Origin of the sequence: Pseudomonas sp. RU47, assembly GCF_004011755.1 — a bacterium.
Classification (GTDB): domain Bacteria; phylum Pseudomonadota; class Gammaproteobacteria; order Pseudomonadales; family Pseudomonadaceae; genus Aquipseudomonas.
On record NZ_CP022411.1, the window covers coordinates 5,521,237 to 5,540,010 of the forward strand.

17 protein-coding genes and 1 other RNA gene are annotated in these 18,774 nt (G+C 60.9%); 4 read left to right on the plus strand and 14 right to left on the minus strand.

Annotated features, from left to right (window positions below; translation table 11 throughout):
• Window positions 1–2: 2 nt before the first annotated feature.
• From CCX46_RS25120 to rsmI, 14 genes are all read right to left on the minus strand, one after another.
• Complete coding sequence (locus CCX46_RS25120; protein WP_127929707.1) at window positions 3–962, minus strand: D-alanine--D-alanine ligase; 960 nt, start codon at window positions 960–962, stop codon at window positions 3–5.
• A complete protein-coding gene (gene murC / locus CCX46_RS25125; protein WP_127929708.1) occupies window positions 959–2,419 on the minus strand; it encodes a UDP-N-acetylmuramate--L-alanine ligase in 1,461 nt (486 codons plus the stop codon). The genes CCX46_RS25120 and murC overlap by 4 nt, the downstream gene beginning before the upstream one ends.
• Window positions 2,412–3,482, minus strand: a complete 1,071-nt coding sequence (gene murG / locus CCX46_RS25130) for an undecaprenyldiphospho-muramoylpentapeptide beta-N-acetylglucosaminyltransferase (protein WP_127929709.1) — start codon at window positions 3,480–3,482, stop codon at window positions 2,412–2,414. The genes murC and murG overlap by 8 nt, the downstream gene beginning before the upstream one ends.
• A complete protein-coding gene (gene ftsW / locus CCX46_RS25135; RefSeq protein ID WP_016987575.1) occupies window positions 3,472–4,689 on the minus strand; it encodes a putative lipid II flippase FtsW in 1,218 nt (405 codons plus the stop codon). Before ftsW ends, murG begins: the two co-directional genes overlap by 11 nt.
• Window positions 4,686–6,032, minus strand: a complete 1,347-nt coding sequence (gene murD / locus CCX46_RS25140) for a UDP-N-acetylmuramoyl-L-alanine--D-glutamate ligase (protein WP_127929710.1) — start codon at window positions 6,030–6,032, stop codon at window positions 4,686–4,688. The genes ftsW and murD overlap by 4 nt, the downstream gene beginning before the upstream one ends.
• A 5-nt stretch (window positions 6,033–6,037) precedes the next feature.
• The gene (gene mraY, locus CCX46_RS25145; RefSeq protein ID WP_007917000.1) at window positions 6,038–7,120 is read right to left on the minus strand and encodes a phospho-N-acetylmuramoyl-pentapeptide-transferase; all 1,083 of its coding nucleotides are present in this window, start codon (window positions 7,118–7,120) and stop codon (window positions 6,038–6,040) included.
• Window positions 7,120–8,487 carry a UDP-N-acetylmuramoyl-tripeptide--D-alanyl-D-alanine ligase gene (locus CCX46_RS25150; protein ID WP_127929711.1) on the minus strand — a complete coding sequence of 456 codons (1,368 nt, stop codon included), beginning with the start codon at window positions 8,485–8,487 and terminating at the stop codon, window positions 7,120–7,122. The genes mraY and CCX46_RS25150 overlap by 1 nt, the downstream gene beginning before the upstream one ends.
• The gene (locus CCX46_RS25155; RefSeq protein WP_127929712.1) at window positions 8,480–9,943 is read right to left on the minus strand and encodes a UDP-N-acetylmuramoyl-L-alanyl-D-glutamate--2,6-diaminopimelate ligase; all 1,464 of its coding nucleotides are present in this window, start codon (window positions 9,941–9,943) and stop codon (window positions 8,480–8,482) included. The genes CCX46_RS25150 and CCX46_RS25155 overlap by 8 nt, the downstream gene beginning before the upstream one ends.
• The gene (locus CCX46_RS25160) at window positions 9,943–11,682 is read right to left on the minus strand and encodes a peptidoglycan D,D-transpeptidase FtsI family protein (protein ID WP_174245137.1); all 1,740 of its coding nucleotides are present in this window, start codon (window positions 11,680–11,682) and stop codon (window positions 9,943–9,945) included. The genes CCX46_RS25155 and CCX46_RS25160 overlap by 1 nt, the downstream gene beginning before the upstream one ends.
• Window positions 11,682–11,975: a cell division protein FtsL gene (ftsL, locus tag CCX46_RS25165; protein ID WP_095123194.1), complete on the minus strand. Its 294-nt coding sequence runs from the start codon at window positions 11,973–11,975 to the stop codon at window positions 11,682–11,684. Before ftsL ends, CCX46_RS25160 begins: the two co-directional genes overlap by 1 nt.
• The gene (gene rsmH / locus CCX46_RS25170) at window positions 11,972–12,919 is read right to left on the minus strand and encodes a 16S rRNA (cytosine(1402)-N(4))-methyltransferase RsmH (protein ID WP_166675004.1); all 948 of its coding nucleotides are present in this window, start codon (window positions 12,917–12,919) and stop codon (window positions 11,972–11,974) included. The genes ftsL and rsmH overlap by 4 nt, the downstream gene beginning before the upstream one ends.
• Window positions 12,916–13,371, minus strand: a complete 456-nt coding sequence (gene mraZ, locus CCX46_RS25175) for a division/cell wall cluster transcriptional repressor MraZ (RefSeq protein ID WP_007917012.1) — start codon at window positions 13,369–13,371, stop codon at window positions 12,916–12,918. The genes rsmH and mraZ overlap by 4 nt, the downstream gene beginning before the upstream one ends.
• A 403-nt stretch (window positions 13,372–13,774) precedes the next feature.
• Window positions 13,775–14,128: RNase P RNA component class A (gene rnpB / locus CCX46_RS25180), an RNA gene on the minus strand.
• Between the two features lie 73 nt (window positions 14,129–14,201).
• Complete coding sequence (rsmI, locus tag CCX46_RS25185) at window positions 14,202–15,107, minus strand: 16S rRNA (cytidine(1402)-2'-O)-methyltransferase (RefSeq protein WP_127929713.1); 906 nt, start codon at window positions 15,105–15,107, stop codon at window positions 14,202–14,204.
• Window positions 15,108–15,284: 177 nt separating this feature from the next.
• On the opposite strand from rsmI, the gene CCX46_RS25190 reads away from it, so the two are divergent.
• From CCX46_RS25190 to CCX46_RS25205, 4 genes are all read left to right on the plus strand, one after another.
• Entirely contained in the window at window positions 15,285–17,096 is a 1,812-nt protein-coding gene (locus CCX46_RS25190) for a penicillin-binding protein activator (protein ID WP_127929714.1), read from the plus strand.
• On the plus strand, window positions 17,096–17,458 hold the full coding sequence (locus tag CCX46_RS25195) for a YraN family protein (protein ID WP_127929715.1): 363 nt from the start codon (window positions 17,096–17,098) through the stop codon (window positions 17,456–17,458). Before CCX46_RS25190 ends, CCX46_RS25195 begins: the two co-directional genes overlap by 1 nt.
• Before the next feature lie 104 nt (window positions 17,459–17,562).
• Window positions 17,563–18,156 (plus strand): phosphoheptose isomerase, encoded by a 594-nt coding sequence (locus tag CCX46_RS25200; protein WP_007917022.1) that lies wholly within the window; start codon window positions 17,563–17,565, stop codon window positions 18,154–18,156.
• Window positions 18,153–18,731 (plus strand): BON domain-containing protein, encoded by a 579-nt coding sequence (locus CCX46_RS25205; protein WP_007917023.1) that lies wholly within the window; start codon window positions 18,153–18,155, stop codon window positions 18,729–18,731. The genes CCX46_RS25200 and CCX46_RS25205 overlap by 4 nt, the downstream gene beginning before the upstream one ends.
• The last annotated feature ends 43 nt before the right edge of the window (window positions 18,732–18,774 follow it).

Here is an 18,774-nt window from a genome sequence, read left to right on the forward strand (position 1 = left end):
TCTTAACCTCGAGCGTCTTCAACACTGGCGGCCAGAATGGCCAGAACCAGTTGCTGGAAATCCAGACCGGCCGCACGCGCGGCCATCGGCACCAGACTGTGATCGGTCATGCCCGGAGCGGTATTCACTTCCAGAAACCAGAACTGCCCGTCAGCGTCCTGCATCACGTCCGCCCTGCCCCAACCGGCAATACCCAGCGCCTCACAGGCCTTGGCCGTGAGATCCATGAGTTGCTGTTCCTTGGCGGCATCCAGCCCGCACGGAATGCGGTACTGGGTATCGTTGGCGATGTACTTGGCGTCGTAGTCGTAGAACGTGTGCGGTGTACCCAGGGCGATAGGAGGCAACACCTGGTCACGCAGGGTGGCGATGGTGAACTCCGGACCTTGAATCCATTGCTCAACCAAGACTTGCGAATCGTAGGTACTGGCCGCTTTCCATGCGTCGATCAACTCGGACGCAGAACTCACTTTGGCCATCCCGATACTTGAACCTTCATGCGCCGGTTTGACGATCAAAGGGAAGCCCAGTTCCGTCGCCGCCGAAATACAATCGGCTTCGCTGCACAGCACGGCGTGACGCGGCGTCGGAATCCCGAGGCTGTGCCAGACCTGCTTGGTGCGCAGTTTGTCCATCGCCAGTGCCGAAGCCAGAATGCCACTGCCGGTGTACGGAATGCCCGCCACTTCGAGCAGGCCCTGCATGGAGCCGTCTTCACCGCCACGGCCGTGGAGAATGATGAACGCGCGGTCGATCTTTTCGCTGAGCAGACGTTGCAGAATGTCCTCGCCAACGTCGATGCCGAACGCGTCCACGCCAGCGCTTTGCAGCGCCTCGAGCACGGCGTTACCGGATTTCAGCGAAACCTCACGCTCGGCACTCAGGCCGCCGAAGAGCACGGCGACGCGGCCGAAGTCTTTCGGCGCGATCGTGGAAAACAGCTTGGCGTAGGCAGCAGTCATTTCAACTTCCCCTCGACCGGCGCCGCCACGGCGCCAGCGAACAATTCACTTTTCAACAGCTTCGGCGCGAGACCGCCGATATCACCAGCGCCCTGACACAACAGGATGTCGCCAGCACGCAGCAGCGGCTTGACCAGCGGCGCCAGATCGACGCCACGCTCGATGTAGATCGGGTCGAGCTGACCGCGCTGGCGGATGCTGTTGCACAGCTTGCGGCTGTCGGCGCCCGGAATCGGCTCTTCGCCGGCCGGATAGACTTCCATCAACAGCAGCACGTTGGCGTCGGCCAGGACATTGACGAAATCGTCGTACAGGTCGCGGGTGCGGCTGTAACGGTGCGGCTGATACACCATCACCAGACGGCGCTCCGGCCAGCCACCGCGTACGGCTTTGATCACAGCCGCGACTTCAGTCGGGTGGTGACCGTAGTCATCGACCAGCATCACGTTGCCGCCGTCCACCGGCAGTTCGCCGTAGACCTGAAAGCGTCGACCAACACCCTGGAAGCCCGACAGGCCCTGGACGATGGCTTCATCGCTGACACCTTCGTCGGTGGCGATGCAGATGGTCGCTAGCGAGTTGAGTACGTTGTGGTTGCCCGGCATGTTCACGGACACGTCCAGCGGCTCGCGGTCAGGACGCAGCACGGTGAAGAAGGTCTGCATGCCTTGCTGACGAACATTGATCGCGCGCACGTCAGCGTCTTCGCTGAAGCCGTAGGTCACGGTCGGACGCTTCACCAGCGGGAGGATTTCACGCACGACCGGATCGTCCAGGCACATCACCGCCAAACCGTAGAACGGCAGGTTGTGCAGAAACTCGACGAAGGTTTTCTTCAGCTTGTTGAAGTCACCGTCATAGGTCGCCATGTGGTCGGCGTCGATGTTGGTGACCACGGCCACCAGCGGTTGCAGGTGCAGGAAGCTCGCATCGCTCTCATCGGCTTCGGCGATCAGGTAACGACTGGTGCCGAGCTGGGCATTGGTGCCCGCGGCATTCAGACGACCACCAATCACGAAGGTCGGGTCCAGACCACCCGCCGCGAACACCGAAGCGATCAGGCTGGTGGTGGTGGTTTTGCCGTGTGTACCGGCGACGGCAATGCCGTGGCGATAGCGCATCAGCTCAGCAAGCATTTCCGCACGCGGCACCACTGGAATACGACGCTCAAGGGCAGTCGCGACTTCCGGGTTGGAGGTGTTCACAGCGCTCGACACCACCAGCACATCGGCGGTCGCGGCGTTCTCGGCACGGTGGCCGATATAGATCTGTGCGCCGAACGATTCCAGACGCTCGGTGACCGGCGAAGCTTTCAGGTCGGAACCGGATACTTCATAACCCAGGTTCAACAACACTTCGGCAATGCCGCACATGCCCACGCCGCCGATGCCGACGAAGTGGATGCGACGGATGCGGCGCATTTCCGGTTGCGGCATGGCTTTCTGATTCTCAACCATGGGCCACCTCCAGACAGGTATCGACCACGCTACGGGTGGCATCGGGTTTCGCCAGACGGCGGGCCGCTTGGGCCATATCTTCGAGTCGTTGCGGTTGCATCAAGACCTCTGTCAGGCGCGCGGCAAGGTCCACGGCACCAGTCGTTCTTTGCGGCATCAGGAAGGCAGCGCCTTCACGGGCCAAATAATCGGCGTTGCGGGTCTGGTGATCGTCGATCGCGTGGGGCAAAGGCACCAGCATCGAGGGCAGACCGGCGGCAGCCAGCTCACTGATGGTCAACGCGCCTGCGCGGCACACCACCAGGTCAGCCCAGCCATAGGCCTGGGCCATGTCTTTGATGAACGGCTGCACCTGCGCATCGACGCCGGCGGCGCGGTAGCGCTCTGCAGTCACTTCATCGTGGTTTTTGCCGGCCTGATGGAACACTTCCGGGCGCAAATCGGTAGCGACTTGGGCCAGGGCTTCAGGCAGCAACTTGTTCAACGGTTCTGCGCCAAGGCTTCCGCCGAGGATCAGCAAACGCGCTTTGCGACCGGCCAGAGCAGGTCGCGATGTGTCGAGGAACAGCTCGCTGCGCACCGGGTTTCCGGTGGTACGGCGGGTGTCCGACAGAGTAAAGGTGTCGGGGAACGCTTCACACACCCGGGCGGCGAACGGCACCAGCAACCGATTGGCGGTGCCGGCCACGGCGTTCTGCTCGTGAACGATCACCGGCACGCCAGCCAGTTTCGCGGCAAGGCCACCGGGACCAGTCACATAACCACCGAAGCCGACCACACACACCGGTTTCAAGCGACGGATGATTGCCCGCGCCTGCCACACCGATTTCAGCAGCATGAACGGCGCCTTGAGCAGCGACAGCTTGCCCTTGCCGCGCAGGCCGGTGGCGTTGATGCGGTGCAGTTCCAGCCCTGCGGCCGGCACCAGTTCGTTCTCGATCCCGCGTGGCGTGCCGAGCCAGTGCACGGTGTAGCCGCGCGCCTGAAACTCGCGGGCACAGGCCAGCGCCGGGAACACGTGGCCGCCGGTGCCGCCGGCCATGATCAATACGTTAGCGCCCATGATTCGGCTCCTCAGCGAAGTCGCTCTCATGGAATTCCATTTCTTCACTGCCCAGGTGGGTTCGACTCTCCCACTCGATCCTCAGCAACAAGCCGAGACAGGCACAGCAGATTACCAACGAGCTGCCGCCATAACTGAGGAACGGCAAGGTCAGACCCTTGGTGGGCAGCAGGCCGACGTTCACCCCGATGTTGATCAGGAACTGACCAATCCACAGGAACGACAGACCGTAAGCCACATACGCGGCGAAGAACTGCTTGGCTTTCTCCGCCCACAAGCCGATGTACATGCCGCGAATACACACGAACACGAACAGCGCGACGGTGCACAGCGAACCCACCGCGCCGAGTTCTTCAGCCAATACCGAGAACACGAAGTCGGTGTGCGCTTCCGGCAGGTAGAACTGCTTCTGCACGCTGTTGCCCAGACCGACGCCCAGCCATTCACCGCGACCGAAGGCGATCAACGCTTGCGACAACTGATAGCCGGCGCCGAACTGGTCAGCCCACGGGTCGGCGAAGTTGGTCAGACGCGCCATACGATACGGCTGCATTTGAATCAGCAAGACCACGGCCCCGACCGCCAATACCACCATCAGCGAGAAGCGGAACAGCCCGACCCCGCCGAGGAACAGCATGGCCGCCGCAGCGCCCATCATCACGACGGTGGCACCGAAGTCCGGCTCCATCAGCAACAGGCCTGCCATTGGCAGCAGCACGATGAACGGCTTGAAGAAGCCCATCCAGCTCTCGCGCACTTCCTTCTGACGCCGCACCAGATAACCGGCGAGGTAGATCACTACGAATACTTTGGCGATCTCGGACGGCTGCACGTTGAAGAAGCTGAAACCGATCCAGCGCATCGAGCCGTTCACTTCGCGACCGATGCCCGGGATGATCACCATCACCAGCAAGCCGAACGCACCGATCAGCATCAGCCAGCCAAGGCGTTGCCAGGTAGCGATCGGAATCATCATGGTGACGATGCACGCGCCCAATCCGAGCACCACATAAATAAGGTGGCGGATCATGTAATACAGCGGACTGCCCGACTGCGCGGCTGCCACCTCAGTGGATGCCGAGGCAATCATGATCAGGCCGAGACCAAGCAGCGCCAGGCAACCGGCGAGCATCGGGAAGTCGAGATCGATGCCGCGCCCGGTAATGATCGGCGACGGGTACGGCTTGATGATATTGAACAGGCTCATGCCAGATCCTCCACAGCGCGGACGAACTGGTGACCACGGTCTTCATAGTTCTTGAACATGTCGAAACTGGCGCAGGCCGGCGACAGCAGCACCACATCACCCGGCTGGGCGGCGGCGCGGCATTGCGCAACGGCGTCGACCAGCGAGGTCGCGCGAATCAGCGGCACGGCATCACCGATGGCCTCCCCGATCTTGTCGGAGTCACGGCCCATCAGGATCACGGCGCGGCAGTTGGCCGCTACTGGATCGCGCAAGTCGTTGAATTCGGCGCCCTTGCCATCGCCACCGGCGATCAGGATGACCTTGCCGTCGATGTCCGCGCCCAAGCCTTCGATGGCGGCCAGAGCGGCGCCGACGTTGGTGGCTTTCGAATCGTTGTAATACGCCACGCCGTCGAGATCACGTACCCACTGGCAGCGATGTTCGAGGCCGGCAAACGTGCGCAGGGCCGAGAGCATGGCGTCGAACGGCAGACCCACGGCATGACCGAGCGCCAGCGCCGCGAGGGCGTTGGACTGGTTGTGTGCACCGCGAATCTTCAATTCACGCACTGGCATCAGGTTCTGGAATTCGAAGGCCAGGTATTTCTCGCCGTCTTCTTCGCGGATACCGAAGGCTTTGAAATCCGGTTTGGTCAGACCGAAGGTCCAGCACGGCTGGCCCTCGCCCATCAACGGACGGGTCAGCGCATCCTGACGGTTGACCACGAACTGCTTCGCGCCACGGAAAATCCGGTGCTTGGCCAGGTGGTACGCCGGCAGGCCGCTGTAGCGATCCATGTGGTCTTCGCTGATGTTCAGCACAGTGGCCACTTCAGCGTTGAGCTGGTCGGTGGTTTCCAGCTGGAAACTCGACAGCTCCATCACGTACAGCTCAACGTCGTCGCTGAGCAGATCCAGCGCCGGAGTACCGAGATTGCCGCCGACGGCGACGCGCTTGCCGGCCGCAGCCGCCATCTCGCCAACCAGGGTGGTGACGGTGCTCTTCGCGTTGGAACCGCTGATGGCCACGATCGGCGCCCGCGCGTTACGCGCGAACAGCTCGATGTCGCCGGACAGTTTCACGCCACGGGCCGCGGCGGCTTGCAGGGCCGGGGTCGCCAGCGCCAGGCCGGGGCTCACGTAGAGCTCGTCGGCGCGGCACAGGAATTCGACGTCCAGCTCGCCACAACGCACTTCCACGTGCGGATAGTCACGCTTGAGCGTGGCCAGTTCCGGTGGATTTTCCCGCGTGTCTGCCACGGCAAACGACGTGCCCCGGTTCGCCAGGAAGCGAACCAGGGACATGCCGCTCTTGCCGAGGCCGACAACGATGCGGAAGTGGTCAGAAGCGATCAGAGACACTCGTTCTACCTCAGCTTCAGGGTGGCAAGGCCGATCAGCACGAGAATCACGGTGATGATCCAGAAGCGGACAATCACGCGCGGCTCGGGCCAGCCCTTGAGTTCAAAATGGTGGTGGATCGGTGCCATGCGGAACACACGGCGACCGGTCAGCTTAAAGGACGCAACCTGAATGACGACTGACAGGGTTTCCATCACGAACACGCCGCCCATGATGAACAGGACGATTTCCTGACGGACGATCACGGCGATGGTGCCCAGTGCCGCACCGAGTGCCAGCGCACCGACGTCACCCATGAACACTTGCGCCGGATAGGTGTTGAACCACAGGAAACCGAGGCCGGCACCGATCAGCGCGCCGCAGAACACGATCAGCTCACCCGCGCCCGGCACGTAGGGAATCAGCAGGTACTCAGCGAATTTCACGTTACCCGACAGGTAGCAGAAAATGCCGAGGCCGCCGCCAACCATCACGGTCGGCATGATCGCCAGACCGTCGAGGCCGTCAGTCAGGTTGACCGCATTGCTCGAACCGACGATCACAAAGTAAGTCAGCACGATGAAGCCCAGGCCCAGCGGAATGCTGTAGTCCTTGAGCATCGGCAGGATCAGCGTGGTTTCCACCGGCGTGGAAGCCGTCATATAAAGGAAGATCGCCGCGCCGAGGCCGAACACCGACTGCCAGAAATACTTCCAGCGGCTCGGCAGGCCACGCGAGTTCTTCTCGATGACTTTGCGGTAATCGTCAACCCAACCGATGGCGCCGAACAGCAGGGTCACCAGCAAAACAGTCCAGACGTAGCGGTTGCTCAGGTCAGCCCAAAGCAAAGTGCTGACGCCGATCGAAGACAGAATCAGTGCGCCGCCCATGGTCGGGGTGCCCGACTTGGACAGGTGCGATTGCGGGCCATCGTTACGAACGGACTGGCCGATCTGACGGTTCTGCAAAGTGCGGATCATCCACGGGCCATAGCACAGCGACAAAACCAGCGCGGTCAGCACACCGAGAATCCCGCGCAGGGTCAGGTACTGAAAGACCGCGAAGCCTTTGTAGAACTGTTGCAGATACTCCGCTAGCAGCAGCAGCATTAATGTTTCTCCAGACTGGACCCGCACAGAGCCGCAACGATGTTTTCCATCGCTGCACTGCGCGAACCCTTGATCAAAATGGTGGTGTTTGTGTCCTGCTCGGCGTCGAGGGCCTGAATCAGTTCGGCTTGGCTGCCGAAGTGATGCGCCTGTTCACCGAAAGCGTTTACGGCGTGAACCATGTTTGGCCCAACGGCATAAAGCGCGGAAACCTTGCCCCGGGCGTACTCGCCCACGTCGCGGTGCCCCTGCTCCGCCCAATCGCCCAACTCGCCGATATCTCCGAGCACCAGGACGGTGCGGCCGGAAAAGCCGGCGAGTATATCAACGGCCGCGCACATCGAGGTGGGGTTTGCGTTGTAAGTGTCATCGATCACGCGCATACCGTTTTTCGCCAGTTGCGCGACGGTGCGACCCTTGACCGGTTGCACGGCGCCAAGCCCGGTGGCGATGCCGAACAGCGACACGCCCAAGGCGTGAGCGGCAGCGGCGGCGGCAACGGCGTTAGTAACGTTGTGACCGCCAAGCAAGTTCAACTGAACCCGCTCAACACCTTGCGGGGTGTGCAGTTCGAACGCAGGGCACCCACGTGCGTCAGGGACGATAAAGCTTGCATAGAAATCTGCAGCGGCATTTAGCTGAGAGAAGCTAAATACCTTGCGAGCGCCCGCACGGGTCTTCCAGATACCGAAGGCCTTGTCATCGAGGTTGAGCACGGCGACGCCGTCGGCCGCCAGCCCGTCGATGATTTCGCCTTTGGCTTCGACGATTTTTTCCGGCCCGCCAAACTCACCGACATGCGCGGTGCCGGCGTTATTCAGGATCGCCACGTGCGGCTTGGTCAGGCCGACGGTATAAGCGATTTCACCCAGACGCGAGGCGCCCAGTTCGATCACCGCCGAAGTGTGTTCCGGGGCCAGTTCGAGCAGGGTCAGCGGTGCGCCGAGGTCGTTGTTCAGATTGCCACGGGTCGCCAGCACCGGACCGCGCGTGCGCAGAATGCTCGCGAGCATTTCCTTGACCGTGGTCTTGCCGCTGGAGCCAGTGATGGCAGCGACTGGCTGAGTGAACGCGGCACGGTTCAACGCGCCCAACTGGCCGAGGGCCTGACGGGTGTCTTTGACCAGCAGTTGCGGCAGCGTGCTGTCGGCGACTTCACGCTCGACCAGCGCGGCAACGGCGCCTTTGCCAGCGACATCGTTCAAATAGTCATGACCGTCGAAGCGCGGCCCGGTCAACGCAATAAACAGTTGGCCTGGCTGGATCGCGCGACTGTCGATGCTGACGCCGTCGAAGCTGGCATCACCAGCGATCAAACGGGCGTCGAGCGCGTTGGTCAGTTCGCTGAGTTTGAGGGCCTTAAGCATGGGCCACCTCCCAAGCGGTCAGGGCGTGATCGGCCTCGACCAGATCAGAGAAGGCATGACGCACGCCGTTGATTTCCTGATAGTCCTCGTGACCTTTACCGGCCAGGACAATCACGTCTTCGGCGGACGCGCCAGCGACCAGTTGCGCAATCGCCTGACCACGGCCGGCGACGAAGGTGACTTTATCCACAGCCGTGAAACCGGCGCGGATGTCATCGAAAATCACTGCGGGGTCTTCAGTACGCGGGTTGTCGTCGGTGACCAGCACTTGATCGGCCAGACGCTCGACCACTTCGGCCATCAATGGACGTTTGCCACGATCACGATCACCGCCGCAGCCGAACAGGCACAGCAGCTGACCTTTGACGTGCGGGCGCAACGCGGTCAGTACTTTTTCCAGCGCGTCCGGGGTGTGGGCGTAATCGACCACCACCAACGGCTGCGTACCACCACCCAGACGCTGCATGCGACCGGCCGGGCCTTCGAGTTTCGGCAGTACTTTGAGAATTTCGTCGAGCGCGTAATCCAGACCGAGCAGCGCGCCGACTGCCGCCAGAACGTTGCTCAGGTTGAAGCGACCGAGCAGTGTGCTGCGCAGATGATGCTCGCCCTGCGGCGTCACCAATGTGGCGCGCACACCGTGGTCGTCAAACTGCGCTTCGCGGCAGAACAGGTACGCACTGCTGTCGAGCAGGCTGTAGGTGATCAGGCGCGATTCACGTTTTTCAGCGGCCAGTTGCCGGCCGAAATCGTCGTCGAGGTTGACCACGCGGCACTTCAGATCATTCCAGGCGAACAGCTTGGCCTTGGCCTCGGCGTACGCCTCCATGCTGCCGTGATAATCCAGATGATCGCGGGACAGGTTGGTCATCACCGCGACATCGAATGCCAAGGCAGTGACGCGGCCCTGATCCAGACCGTGGGACGAGACTTCCATGGCTACGGCTTTGGCCCCGGCCTTTTTCAGGTCGCCCAACGTCGCTTGCACGGCGATCGGGTTCGGCGTGGTGTGCAGACCACTTTCCAATGCGCCATAGAAGCCGGAACCGAGAGTACCGACGATGCCGCAATGCTGGCCGAGCAGATCGAGCGCCTGCGCAACCAATTGGGTCACGCTGGTCTTGCCGTTGGTGCCGGTCACGCCGATCAGATTCAGGTGATGACTTGGCTCGCCGTAAAAACGCCCGGCGATGTCCGACAACTGCGCTGCCAGGCCTTTGACCGGAATCAGCGGCACGTCAGTGATCGGCAGCACGGTGGCGCCTTCGACTTCATAAGCAACCGCAGCCGCGCCACGTTGCAGGGCATCGGCAATGTGCGCACGGCCATCGAATTTTCCGCCAGGCACGGCGAGGAACAGGTCGCCCGCGCGTACGTTGCGGCTGTCCAGCGCCAATTCACGGATCAACAGATCGTGGCCGGCGTGGGGGAATATCTTGTTCAGACTTAATGACATCAGCCGCGCCCTCCATTGGCTTTCAGCGGAACGACCGGGGTAGCGTTGGCTTGTTGCGTCGTCGGCAGGTTGTCCGGCGTTACGTTCATCAGACGCAGGGTGCCGGACATCACACGGCTGAACACCGGCGCGGAAACCAGACCACCGAAGTAACCGGCCTTGGACGGCTCATCGATCACCACAACAATCGCGTATCGCGGATCGCTCATCGGGCCAAAACCGGCGAACAGCGAGCGGTAAGAGTTTTCCGCGTAGCCCTTGGTGCCCACCGAAGTCTTACGCGCGGTACCCGACTTGCCCGCCACGTGATACGCCGGCACCTGCGCACGGAACACGCCGCGCGGCGCTTCGATCACCTGGGTGAGCATGCCTTGCAGGGTTTTCGCCACAGCTTCCGGCAGCACTTGCGTGGTCTGCGGCGGCTTGTCGGTTTTGATCAGGGTCAGCGGTGCGAGACGACCGTTGTTGGCCAGCGCCGAGAACGCGTGGACGAGTTGAATCGCGGTCACGGAAATACCGTAGCCGTAAGAAAGCGTTGCGGTTTCAGCCTTGCGCCAATCGCGGTAGTTCGGCAGGTTGCCGACACGTTCGCCCGGGAAGCCGAGGCCGGTGTCCTGGCCGAGGCCGACTTTCTGCGCGAGGCGGAAAATCGTTTCGCCGCCGATATCGAACGCGACCTTACTCATGCCGACGTTACTGGAATTGATCAGGATGCCGGTCAGGTCGAGCACCGGACCTTCGCTCTTGGAGACGTCCTTGATCGTGTACTTGCCGATCTGCAGGGAGCCCGGATACACCTCGACGGTGTCGCTCGGTTTCCAGCGGCCGGTTTCGATTGCGGCAGCCATCGAGATGGCTTTCATGGTCGAACCCGGTTCGAACACGTCGATCATCGCGCGGTTACGCATCATCGCCGGTTGCAGGTTGCGGCGGTTGTTCGGGTTGTAGGTCGGCTGGTTGACCATGGCCAGAATCTCGCCGGTCTTGACGTCCATGATCACCAGGCTGCCGGCCTTGGCGCCGTTCTCGATGATCGCGTTACGCAGCTCGCGGTTGGCCAGATATTGCAGGCGCAGGTCAATGGACAACGCCAAGGGCTTGCCGGCCTTGGCGTTTTTGGTGACCTGGACATCCTTGATCAGCCGTCCGCGCCGATCCTTGATGACCTGTCGTTTGCCCGGCACCCCGGCGAGCCATTCGTCATAAGCCAGTTCGACACCTTCGCGACCGTGGTCGTCGATGTCGGTAAACCCGACCATGTGTGCGGTGACTTCACCGGCCGGATAGAACCGGCGGAATTCTTCGATGCCATAAACGCCCGGCACTTTCAGGTCGAGCACAGCCTGGCCTTGCTCGGGGGTCAGCCCGCGCACCAGATAAATGAATTCTTTGTTGGCCTGGGCTTCGAGGCGTTCGGTCAGGGCTTTCGGATCCTGACCCAGCGCGGCGGCGAGTGCCGGCCACTTCTCTTTAGCCGTTTGCATTTCCTTGGCGTTGGCCCACAGCGTGGTCACCGGGGTACTCACGGCCAACGGCTCGCCGTTACGGTCGGTGATCAGACCACGGTGAGCGGGAATCGGAATGTGACGCAGGCTGCGCGCGTCGCCCTGACCTTTGAGGAAGTCACGGTCAACCACTTGCAAGTCGATGATGCGCCAGCAGATCGCCGCGACCATGATGCCGAGCAGCGCCACCATCAGGCGGAAGCGCCATGGGAACAGTGCACCTTCGAGTTTCATCATGGCGCCACCATCTTCACGTCAGCCGCGCCAGGGATATGCATTTTCAGTTGTTCGGTGGCCAGCACTTCGATACGGCTGTGCGCGGTCCAGGTGCTCTGTTCGAGAATCAGACGACCCCACTCGGCCTGCGCCTTGTCGCGCACGCTGAGTTCGTTATAAAGGGTGTTGAGCAACTGCCGGTTCCAGTGCGCGCTGTACGACACGGCGATGGCCGAGACGAGCACGCCGACAAACAGCAGCAGCATCAGAAAGCTGCCGCCGGGCAGTGGCTTGGCGAAAAGCTTGCTCACCGCAACTTCTCCGCGACGCGCATGACGGCGCTACGGGAACGTGGGTTGGCTTTGAGTTCGGCGTCGGAGGCCGTCTGCGCTTTGCCATGGATTTTGATTTTCGGTTCGAACGCCACGTGGCGCACGGGCAGGTTGCGCGGCAGGTTGTCGGCTTCGCCTTTCACCAGCTTGCGCATGAACAGCTTGACGATACGGTCTTCCAGCGAGTGGAAGCTGATCACGACCAGACGGCCGCCGATTTCCAGTGCGTCCAGCGCGGCTTCGAGGCCGGCTTCCAGATCGCCCAGTTCGTTGTTGACGTGAATGCGCAAACCCTGGAATGCACGGGTGGCCGGGTTCTTGCCCTTTTCCCATGCCGGGTTGGCGACTTTCAATACTTCGGCCAGATCGGCGGTGCGCTCGAACGGTTTGATATCGCGACGCTCGGCCACGGCGCGAGCCATACGACCGGAGAAACGTTCTTCGCCGTATTCCTTGAACACCCGGGCGATTTCCTCAGCCGGCGCGGTGTTGACGAATTCGGCAGCGCTGATGCCACGGGACGGATCCATGCGCATGTCCAGCGGGCCATCGTTGAGGAAACTGAAGCCGCGTTCAGCGTCGTCGAGCTGCGGCGAAGACACGCCGAGGTCGAGCAGAATGCCGCTGACCTTGCCGCTCAGACCTTGCTCGGCAACCACCGAACCGAGCTCGGCAAAGCTGCGCTGCACAACGACAAAGCGGCCGTCTTCGGCCGCTAGCGTTTGCCCGGTGGCAATCGCTTGTGGATCTTTGTCGAATCCGATGAGCCGACCGTCCGTGCCGAGCTGGCTGAGGATCAGCCGGCTGTGTCCGCCGCGCCCGAACGTACCGTCCAGATAGCAGCCATCAGGACGTACGGCGAGAGCCTCGACGGCTTCGTCAAGCAGTACGGTGATGTGGTTAAAGCCGCTATCAATAGTCACAGGATCAAATCACGCAGTTCATCAGGCATCGCGCCCGGTTGTTGAATAGCAGCAAGGTCAGCGGCAGATACCGCGTTCCATGCATCCTCGTCCCACAATTGGAACTTGTTCAGTTGGCCCACCAGCATTGCGCGCTTATCGAGCTTGGCGTATTCGCGCAGACGCGGTGGAACCAGAAAACGACCACTGCCATCGAGCTCGAGGTCGACGGCATTACCAATCAGCAAACGTTGCAAGCGACGGTTCTCTTCGCGAAGCGAAGGAAGCGCGCGCAACTTGGTTTCAATAATTTCCCACTCATCGAGCGGATAGACACACAGACACGGATCAACGGCATCAATGGTCACGATCAATTGGCCAGAACTGCGCGAATCGAGCTCGTCACGGTACCGGCTCGGCATGGCGAGACGGCCCTTTGCGTCGAGACTGATAGCGTTAGCTCCGCGAAACACGTCTGCGTTTCTCCAATTTTTATCGTTTTGAGCTCAAAAAACCCACTTCATGCCACTTTCCGCCACTTGCGCACACTATAGGAATGCGCCCACCACACCGTCAAGGCGCGGATTAAAGGAAAACCCTTACAGAACGGAGATTTAGGAGCTTAAAAGGAGGTGTAACGACAATCTGGCGGAGAGTTTCGACCCATAACTTGATGCAGCACTGACAGCTGCGCTCGAAAGTTAAAGTAATTTGTTAAGAGTAAGATTTTTTCGGTATTACAAAAGCGCTTCTGCTGTTGATTGAAGCGAGGTGGGAAATGGCTATTACTGGTATTTGCCGCTGCCGAACTTTCAGAGCAGGCCTGCTGATATTACACAGCCCTGTTGCCAATGATTCAAGCAGGGAAAGAAAAAGGTGGAGAGTCGATCTGTAAGCCGGGTTCTGTCTTGAACAGTCATTCGTCTACGATGGCCATCACTGGACATCTTTAGCAACCTACCCGGTCCCAGCGCGGGCCACGCCTTGGGACCCTATTTGGTCTTGCTCCAAGTGGGGTTTACCTAGCCACGAACTGTTGCCAGACGTGCGGTGCGCTCTTACCGCACCTTTTCACCCTTACCGGCGCCGAAGCGCTTAGGCGGTTATTTTCTGTGGCACTTTCCGTAGGCTCACGCCTCCCAGGCATTACCTGGCACTTCGCCCTATGGAGCCCGGACTTTCCTCCCCCCCCTAATTTTCATAGAGGGCAGCGACTGTCCGATCGACTCTCCGCCGCGAAGGTTAACGGCAGAGCGCCTGAAGAACAAGCGCTAAAAGCCTCAAGACCGTTATGGGCGACGGCTTACACGCCTTTCTGTTTATCCAGCGCAACCTGATACAGGACGTTTTTACGCTCACCGGTGATCTGGGCTGCCAACGCGGCGGCACGCTTGAGCGGCATCTCTTCGAGCAACAGATCAAGGATGCGCATCGCCTCGCTGCTGACGGCGTCTTCGGACTCCGGCGCCGTCCAGCCTGCCACCAACACGACACATTCGCCGCGCTGCTGATTACTGTCGGATTCGACGAACGCGCGTAGTTCGGACAGCGGCAAACCCTTAAGCGTCTCGAAAGTCTTGGTGATTTCACGGGCCAGCAATGCCTGACGCTCACCACCAAACACTTCTTCCATATCCTGCAGGCATTCAAGAATGCGGTGCGGTGCTTCATAGAAAATCAGCGTGCGCGGCTCTTCTTTAACCGCTTCCAGTCGCGCCTTGCGTCCGACCGATTTGGCCGGCAAGAAACCTTCGAAAATAAAACGATCAGACGGCAGACCGGCCGCCGACAACGCCGCGATAAGCGCACAGGCGCCGGGCACCGGGACTACATTGATTCCGGCCGCACGGGCCTGACGCACGAGGTGATAACCCGGATCGGAAATCAGTGGCGTACCGGCATCGGAAATCAGCGCGACGTTATCGCCCGCCAGCAGACGGGTAATAAAGCGGCTACCTTCATCTCGTTCATTGTGTTCGTGACAGGCAGCCAGCGGCGTGCCAATCCCGAAGTGCTGCATCAGCCGCGCCGAGTGGCGGGTGTCTTCGGCAGCGATCAATGCCACTTCACGAAGAATCTTCAATGCCCGGGCGCTGATATCGTCCAGGTTGCCGATGGGCGTCGCCACCACATAAAGCGAGCCAGCAGCGGAATTCAGGGAACCTGGAGCAGTCAAAGCGCACACCTCGTGATCGGTAAAAGCGGCCATTGTAGCGCGTCACGAGGCTTGCGATGCGCTCAAGCCGAGCCCGGTTTTGCACGCAGTTGTGCGCCGCCGCAACATTTACTCCAGCTAAATTGTCCGATTCACGCCAGTAACATCGCGCCCCGGCCAGTGCTTGGGTACAATTCGACGCTAATTTGATCGAGTATCAGGAACACTTACATGATCGCTTGCCTGCGGCTGTTCACTGCCCTCTGCCTCGCTGCCCTGTTGGCGGCTTGCGCCAGCTCCCCTTCCTCCAGCCTTGGCGAACTTCCACGGACCCCGGATGCCAGCATCGAGCAATTGCTCGAACAGGCTAGCCAGGCGAAAACCCCGGAAAAAGCCGCCCTGCTGCGCCTCAGCGCTGCGGACCTGGCTTATCGTCAGGGCAACGCCGGACAGTCCGCGCAAATCCTGCAACAAGTGCCGATGGAGCAACTCAAGCCCGGCCAGCAGATTTTCGCCAGCACCTTGAATGCCGAGCTGGCCATGACCCGCAATCAGCCGAAAGCCGCGCTGACTGCCCTGAGCCATCCAAGCCTGCAACATTTGGGCGAGATGCCTGAAGAGCAGCAAGTGCGCACCGGCACCGTACACGCCCGCGCCCTTGAAGCCGATGGCCAGACTTTGGCTGCCGCCCGCGAGCGCGTGTTTATCGCGCCGATGCTGCAAGGCGAAGCCGCGAGCAAGAACCACGAAGCGATCTGGACCCTGATCGGCTCGCTGCCAACCGACCAACTGCAACCGAACAGCACCGACGATCTCGGCGGCTGGATGGGCCTGGCCATGGCGGTAAAATCCGCTGGCACTCTGGAACAGCAACAAGCCGCGATCGACACCTGGCGCGCGCAGAATCCAAAGCACCCGGCCGCAATCAACCTGCCGCTGCCGCTGACCAAACTCAAGGAACTGGCCAGCCAGCCACTGAGCAAAATCGCCCTGTTGCTGCCGCAGGACGGCCAATTGGCCGCTGTCGGCAAGGCACTGCGTGAAGGCTTCATGGCTGCGCACTACCAGGCTCAACAGGCCGGGCAAAAGCCGCCAGCGATCGAGTTCTACGACAGCTCGAAACTGACTTCGATGGACGAGTTCTACCGCAAGGCTCAGGCTGACGGCGTGCAACTGGTCGTCGGGCCGCTGGAAAAACCACTGGTCAAACAGCTGAGCACCCGTCCGCAACTGCCGATCACCACCCTCGCGCTGAATTACAGCGAAGGCGATCAAGGCCCGGCGCAACTGTTCCAGTTCGGTCTGGCTGCTGAAGACGAAGCTCGCGAAGTCTCGCGTCGTGCCCGTGCCGATGGCCTGCACCGCGCCGCCATCATGGTGCCGAAAGGCGAATGGGGCGACCGCGTACTGCGCGCGTTCAGCCAGGACTGGCAGGCTAACGGCGGCAGCATCGTAGCGACCGAACGCGTTGATCAGCCGGTGCAACTGGCTCAGCAGATTGCCGACATGTTCCAGCTGCGTCAGAGCGAAGCCCGCGCCAAGAGCCTGCAGAACGCCGCCGGCACCAACGTAGCCGCGCAGCCTTCGCGCCGTCAGGACATCGAATTCATCTTCCTTGCTGCCACGCCGCAACAGGCACAGCAGATCAAGCCGACCCTGAACTTCCAGTATGCCGGTGACGTTCCGGTTTACGCGACCTCGCACGTTTACAGCGCCAGCGGCGACATCAACCAGTACAACGACATGAACGGCATTCGCTTCTGCGAAACCCCGTGGCTGCTAGACAGCAGCGACCCACTGCGCCAGCAAGTGGTTGCGCAGTGGCCGCAAGCCGCCGGCAGCCTCGGCCGTCTGTACGCCATGGGCGTGGACGCCTATCGTCTGGCACCGCGCCTGGGCCAGCTCAAAGCACTGCCGGACAGCCGTATCGACGGTGAGTCGGGCAGCCTCGGCATGACCCAGACCCAACGCGTTGTGCGTCAGTTGCCTTGGGCGCAGTTCGTCAGCGGTCAGGTGCAGCGCCTGCCGGACACCCCGCGCTGATGCCCGACAGGTCACGCTCGCAAAGCGGCAAGGATGCCGAGCGCCAGGCGCTCGAGCATCTGCAACAACAAGGTCTGCGCCTGCTGGCGCAGAACTGGTTTTGTAAACGCGGCGAGCTTGATCTGGTCATGCTTGATGGCGATACAGTAGTATTCGTTGAAGTTCGCTACAGAAAAAACACTCAATGGGGTGGCGCGCTCGCTAGCATCGATGAGCGCAAGCAGCAGAAACTGATTTTCGCTGCGCAGTATTTTCTTCAGCGCGAGTCGCGTTGGGCCAATTCCCCCTGCCGCTTCGACGTGGTGGCCATCGACAGCCATCCGGATCAGCTGAACTGGTTGCAGAATGCTTTCGACAGTTGATCGTCGGCGTTGCGACCCGGACAATTCCACCGACAAATTTTGCTCTTTGCTTTGCGGGCTGCACATTCATGTGCCGGACAGCCGCGCTACTTAAGGTCACACAGATGGACATGCAATCCCGAATTCGCCAGCTTTTCCAGGCCAGTATCGACACCAAGCAACAGGCGATGGACGTACTTGCACCGCACATCGAGCAAGCCAGCCAGATCATGGTCAACGCCCTGCTCAACGAAGGCAAAATGCTTTCGTGCGGCAATGGCGGCTCGGCCGGTGATGCCCAGCACTTCTCTTCCGAGCTGCTCAACCGCTTCGAGCGCGAGCGCCCGAGCCTGCCGGCGATCGCCCTGACCACCGACACCTCGACGATCACTTCGATCGCCAACGACTACAGCTACAACGAAGTGTTCTCCAAACAGATCCGCGCACTCGGTCAGCCAGGCGATGTCTTGCTGGCGATTTCGACCAGCGGCAACTCGGCGAACATTATTCAAGCGATCCAGGCCGCACATGATCGCGAAATGATTGTCGTAGCTATGACCGGTCGCGATGGCGGCGGCATGGCGTCGCTACTGCTGCCCGAGGACGTCGAGATTCGCGTACCGGCCAACGTCACCGCACGTATTCAAGAAGTCCACTTGCTGGCGATCCATTGCCTTTGCGATCTGATCGACAGCCAACTGTTCGGGAGTGAAGAATGACCCCTAATCGCCTTGGCCTTCTGGCCTTGACCCTGTGCCTCGGCATCAGCGGCTGCACCTCGGTGGTAAACGCCAGCCGTGAAGCACCGATCGACGACGATCGTGGCACCCGCACCTTCGGCAGCAAGATCGACGACTCGTTGATTGAAACCAAAGTGGGCGTGAACGTAGCCAAAGCCGACCCGGCCCTGGACAACGATTCGCACATCGTCGTCACCAGCTTCAACGGTGTCGTACTGCTGGCCGGCCAGACACCTCGCGCAGACCTGAAAGCCAAAGCCGAACAGGCAGCAGCGGCGGTCCAACGGGTAAAAACCGTTCATAACGAACTGCAAGTCATACCGCCGTCCGGCTTCCTGGCGCGCCAGAACGACACCTGGCTGACGTCCAAGATCAAGACGCAGATGCTCACCGACGCTAGCATCCCTGGCTCGCGCATCAAGGTCGTGACCGAGAACGGTATCGTCTACCTGCTGGGCTTGCTGACCAAACAGGAAGCCACCCAGGCAACCAATCTGGTGCAGGGTGTTTCCGGCGTGCAGAAAATCGTCAAGCTGTTCGAATACATCGACTGACAGCCGAAACGCGCACACAAAAAAGGCGATCCATCCGGATCGC

Excerpts from the sequence above, each read along its gene's own strand:
- CCX46_RS25205 (WP_007917023.1), top strand. The coding sequence starts at position 18,153 with ATGACCCCTAATCGCCTTGGCCTTCTGGCCTTGACCCTGTGCCTCGGC.
- CCX46_RS25190 (WP_127929714.1), top strand. The coding sequence starts at position 15,285 with ATGATCGCTTGCCTGCGGCTGTTCACTGCCCTCTGCCTCGCTGCCCTG.
- ftsW (WP_016987575.1), bottom strand. The coding sequence starts at position 4,689 with ATGAGCCTGTTCAATATCATCAAGCCGTACCCGTCGCCGATCATTACC.
- CCX46_RS25195 (WP_127929715.1), top strand. The coding sequence starts at position 17,096 with ATGCCCGACAGGTCACGCTCGCAAAGCGGCAAGGATGCCGAGCGCCAG.
- rsmI (WP_127929713.1), bottom strand. The coding sequence starts at position 15,107 with ATGGCCGCTTTTACCGATCACGAGGTGTGCGCTTTGACTGCTCCAGGT.
- CCX46_RS25150 (WP_127929711.1), bottom strand. The coding sequence starts at position 8,487 with ATGCTTAAGGCCCTCAAACTCAGCGAACTGACCAACGCGCTCGACGCC.
- CCX46_RS25155 (WP_127929712.1), bottom strand. The coding sequence starts at position 9,943 with ATGTCATTAAGTCTGAACAAGATATTCCCCCACGCCGGCCACGATCTG.
- CCX46_RS25120 (WP_127929707.1), bottom strand. The coding sequence starts at position 962 with ATGACTGCTGCCTACGCCAAGCTGTTTTCCACGATCGCGCCGAAAGAC.
- CCX46_RS25160 (WP_174245137.1), bottom strand. The coding sequence starts at position 11,682 with ATGAAACTCGAAGGTGCACTGTTCCCATGGCGCTTCCGCCTGATGGTG.
- murC (WP_127929708.1), bottom strand. The coding sequence starts at position 2,419 with ATGGTTGAGAATCAGAAAGCCATGCCGCAACCGGAAATGCGCCGCATC.
- CCX46_RS25200 (WP_007917022.1), top strand. The coding sequence starts at position 17,563 with ATGGACATGCAATCCCGAATTCGCCAGCTTTTCCAGGCCAGTATCGAC.
- mraY (WP_007917000.1), bottom strand. The coding sequence starts at position 7,120 with ATGCTGCTGCTGCTAGCGGAGTATCTGCAACAGTTCTACAAAGGCTTC.
- murG (WP_127929709.1), bottom strand. The coding sequence starts at position 3,482 with ATGGGCGCTAACGTATTGATCATGGCCGGCGGCACCGGCGGCCACGTG.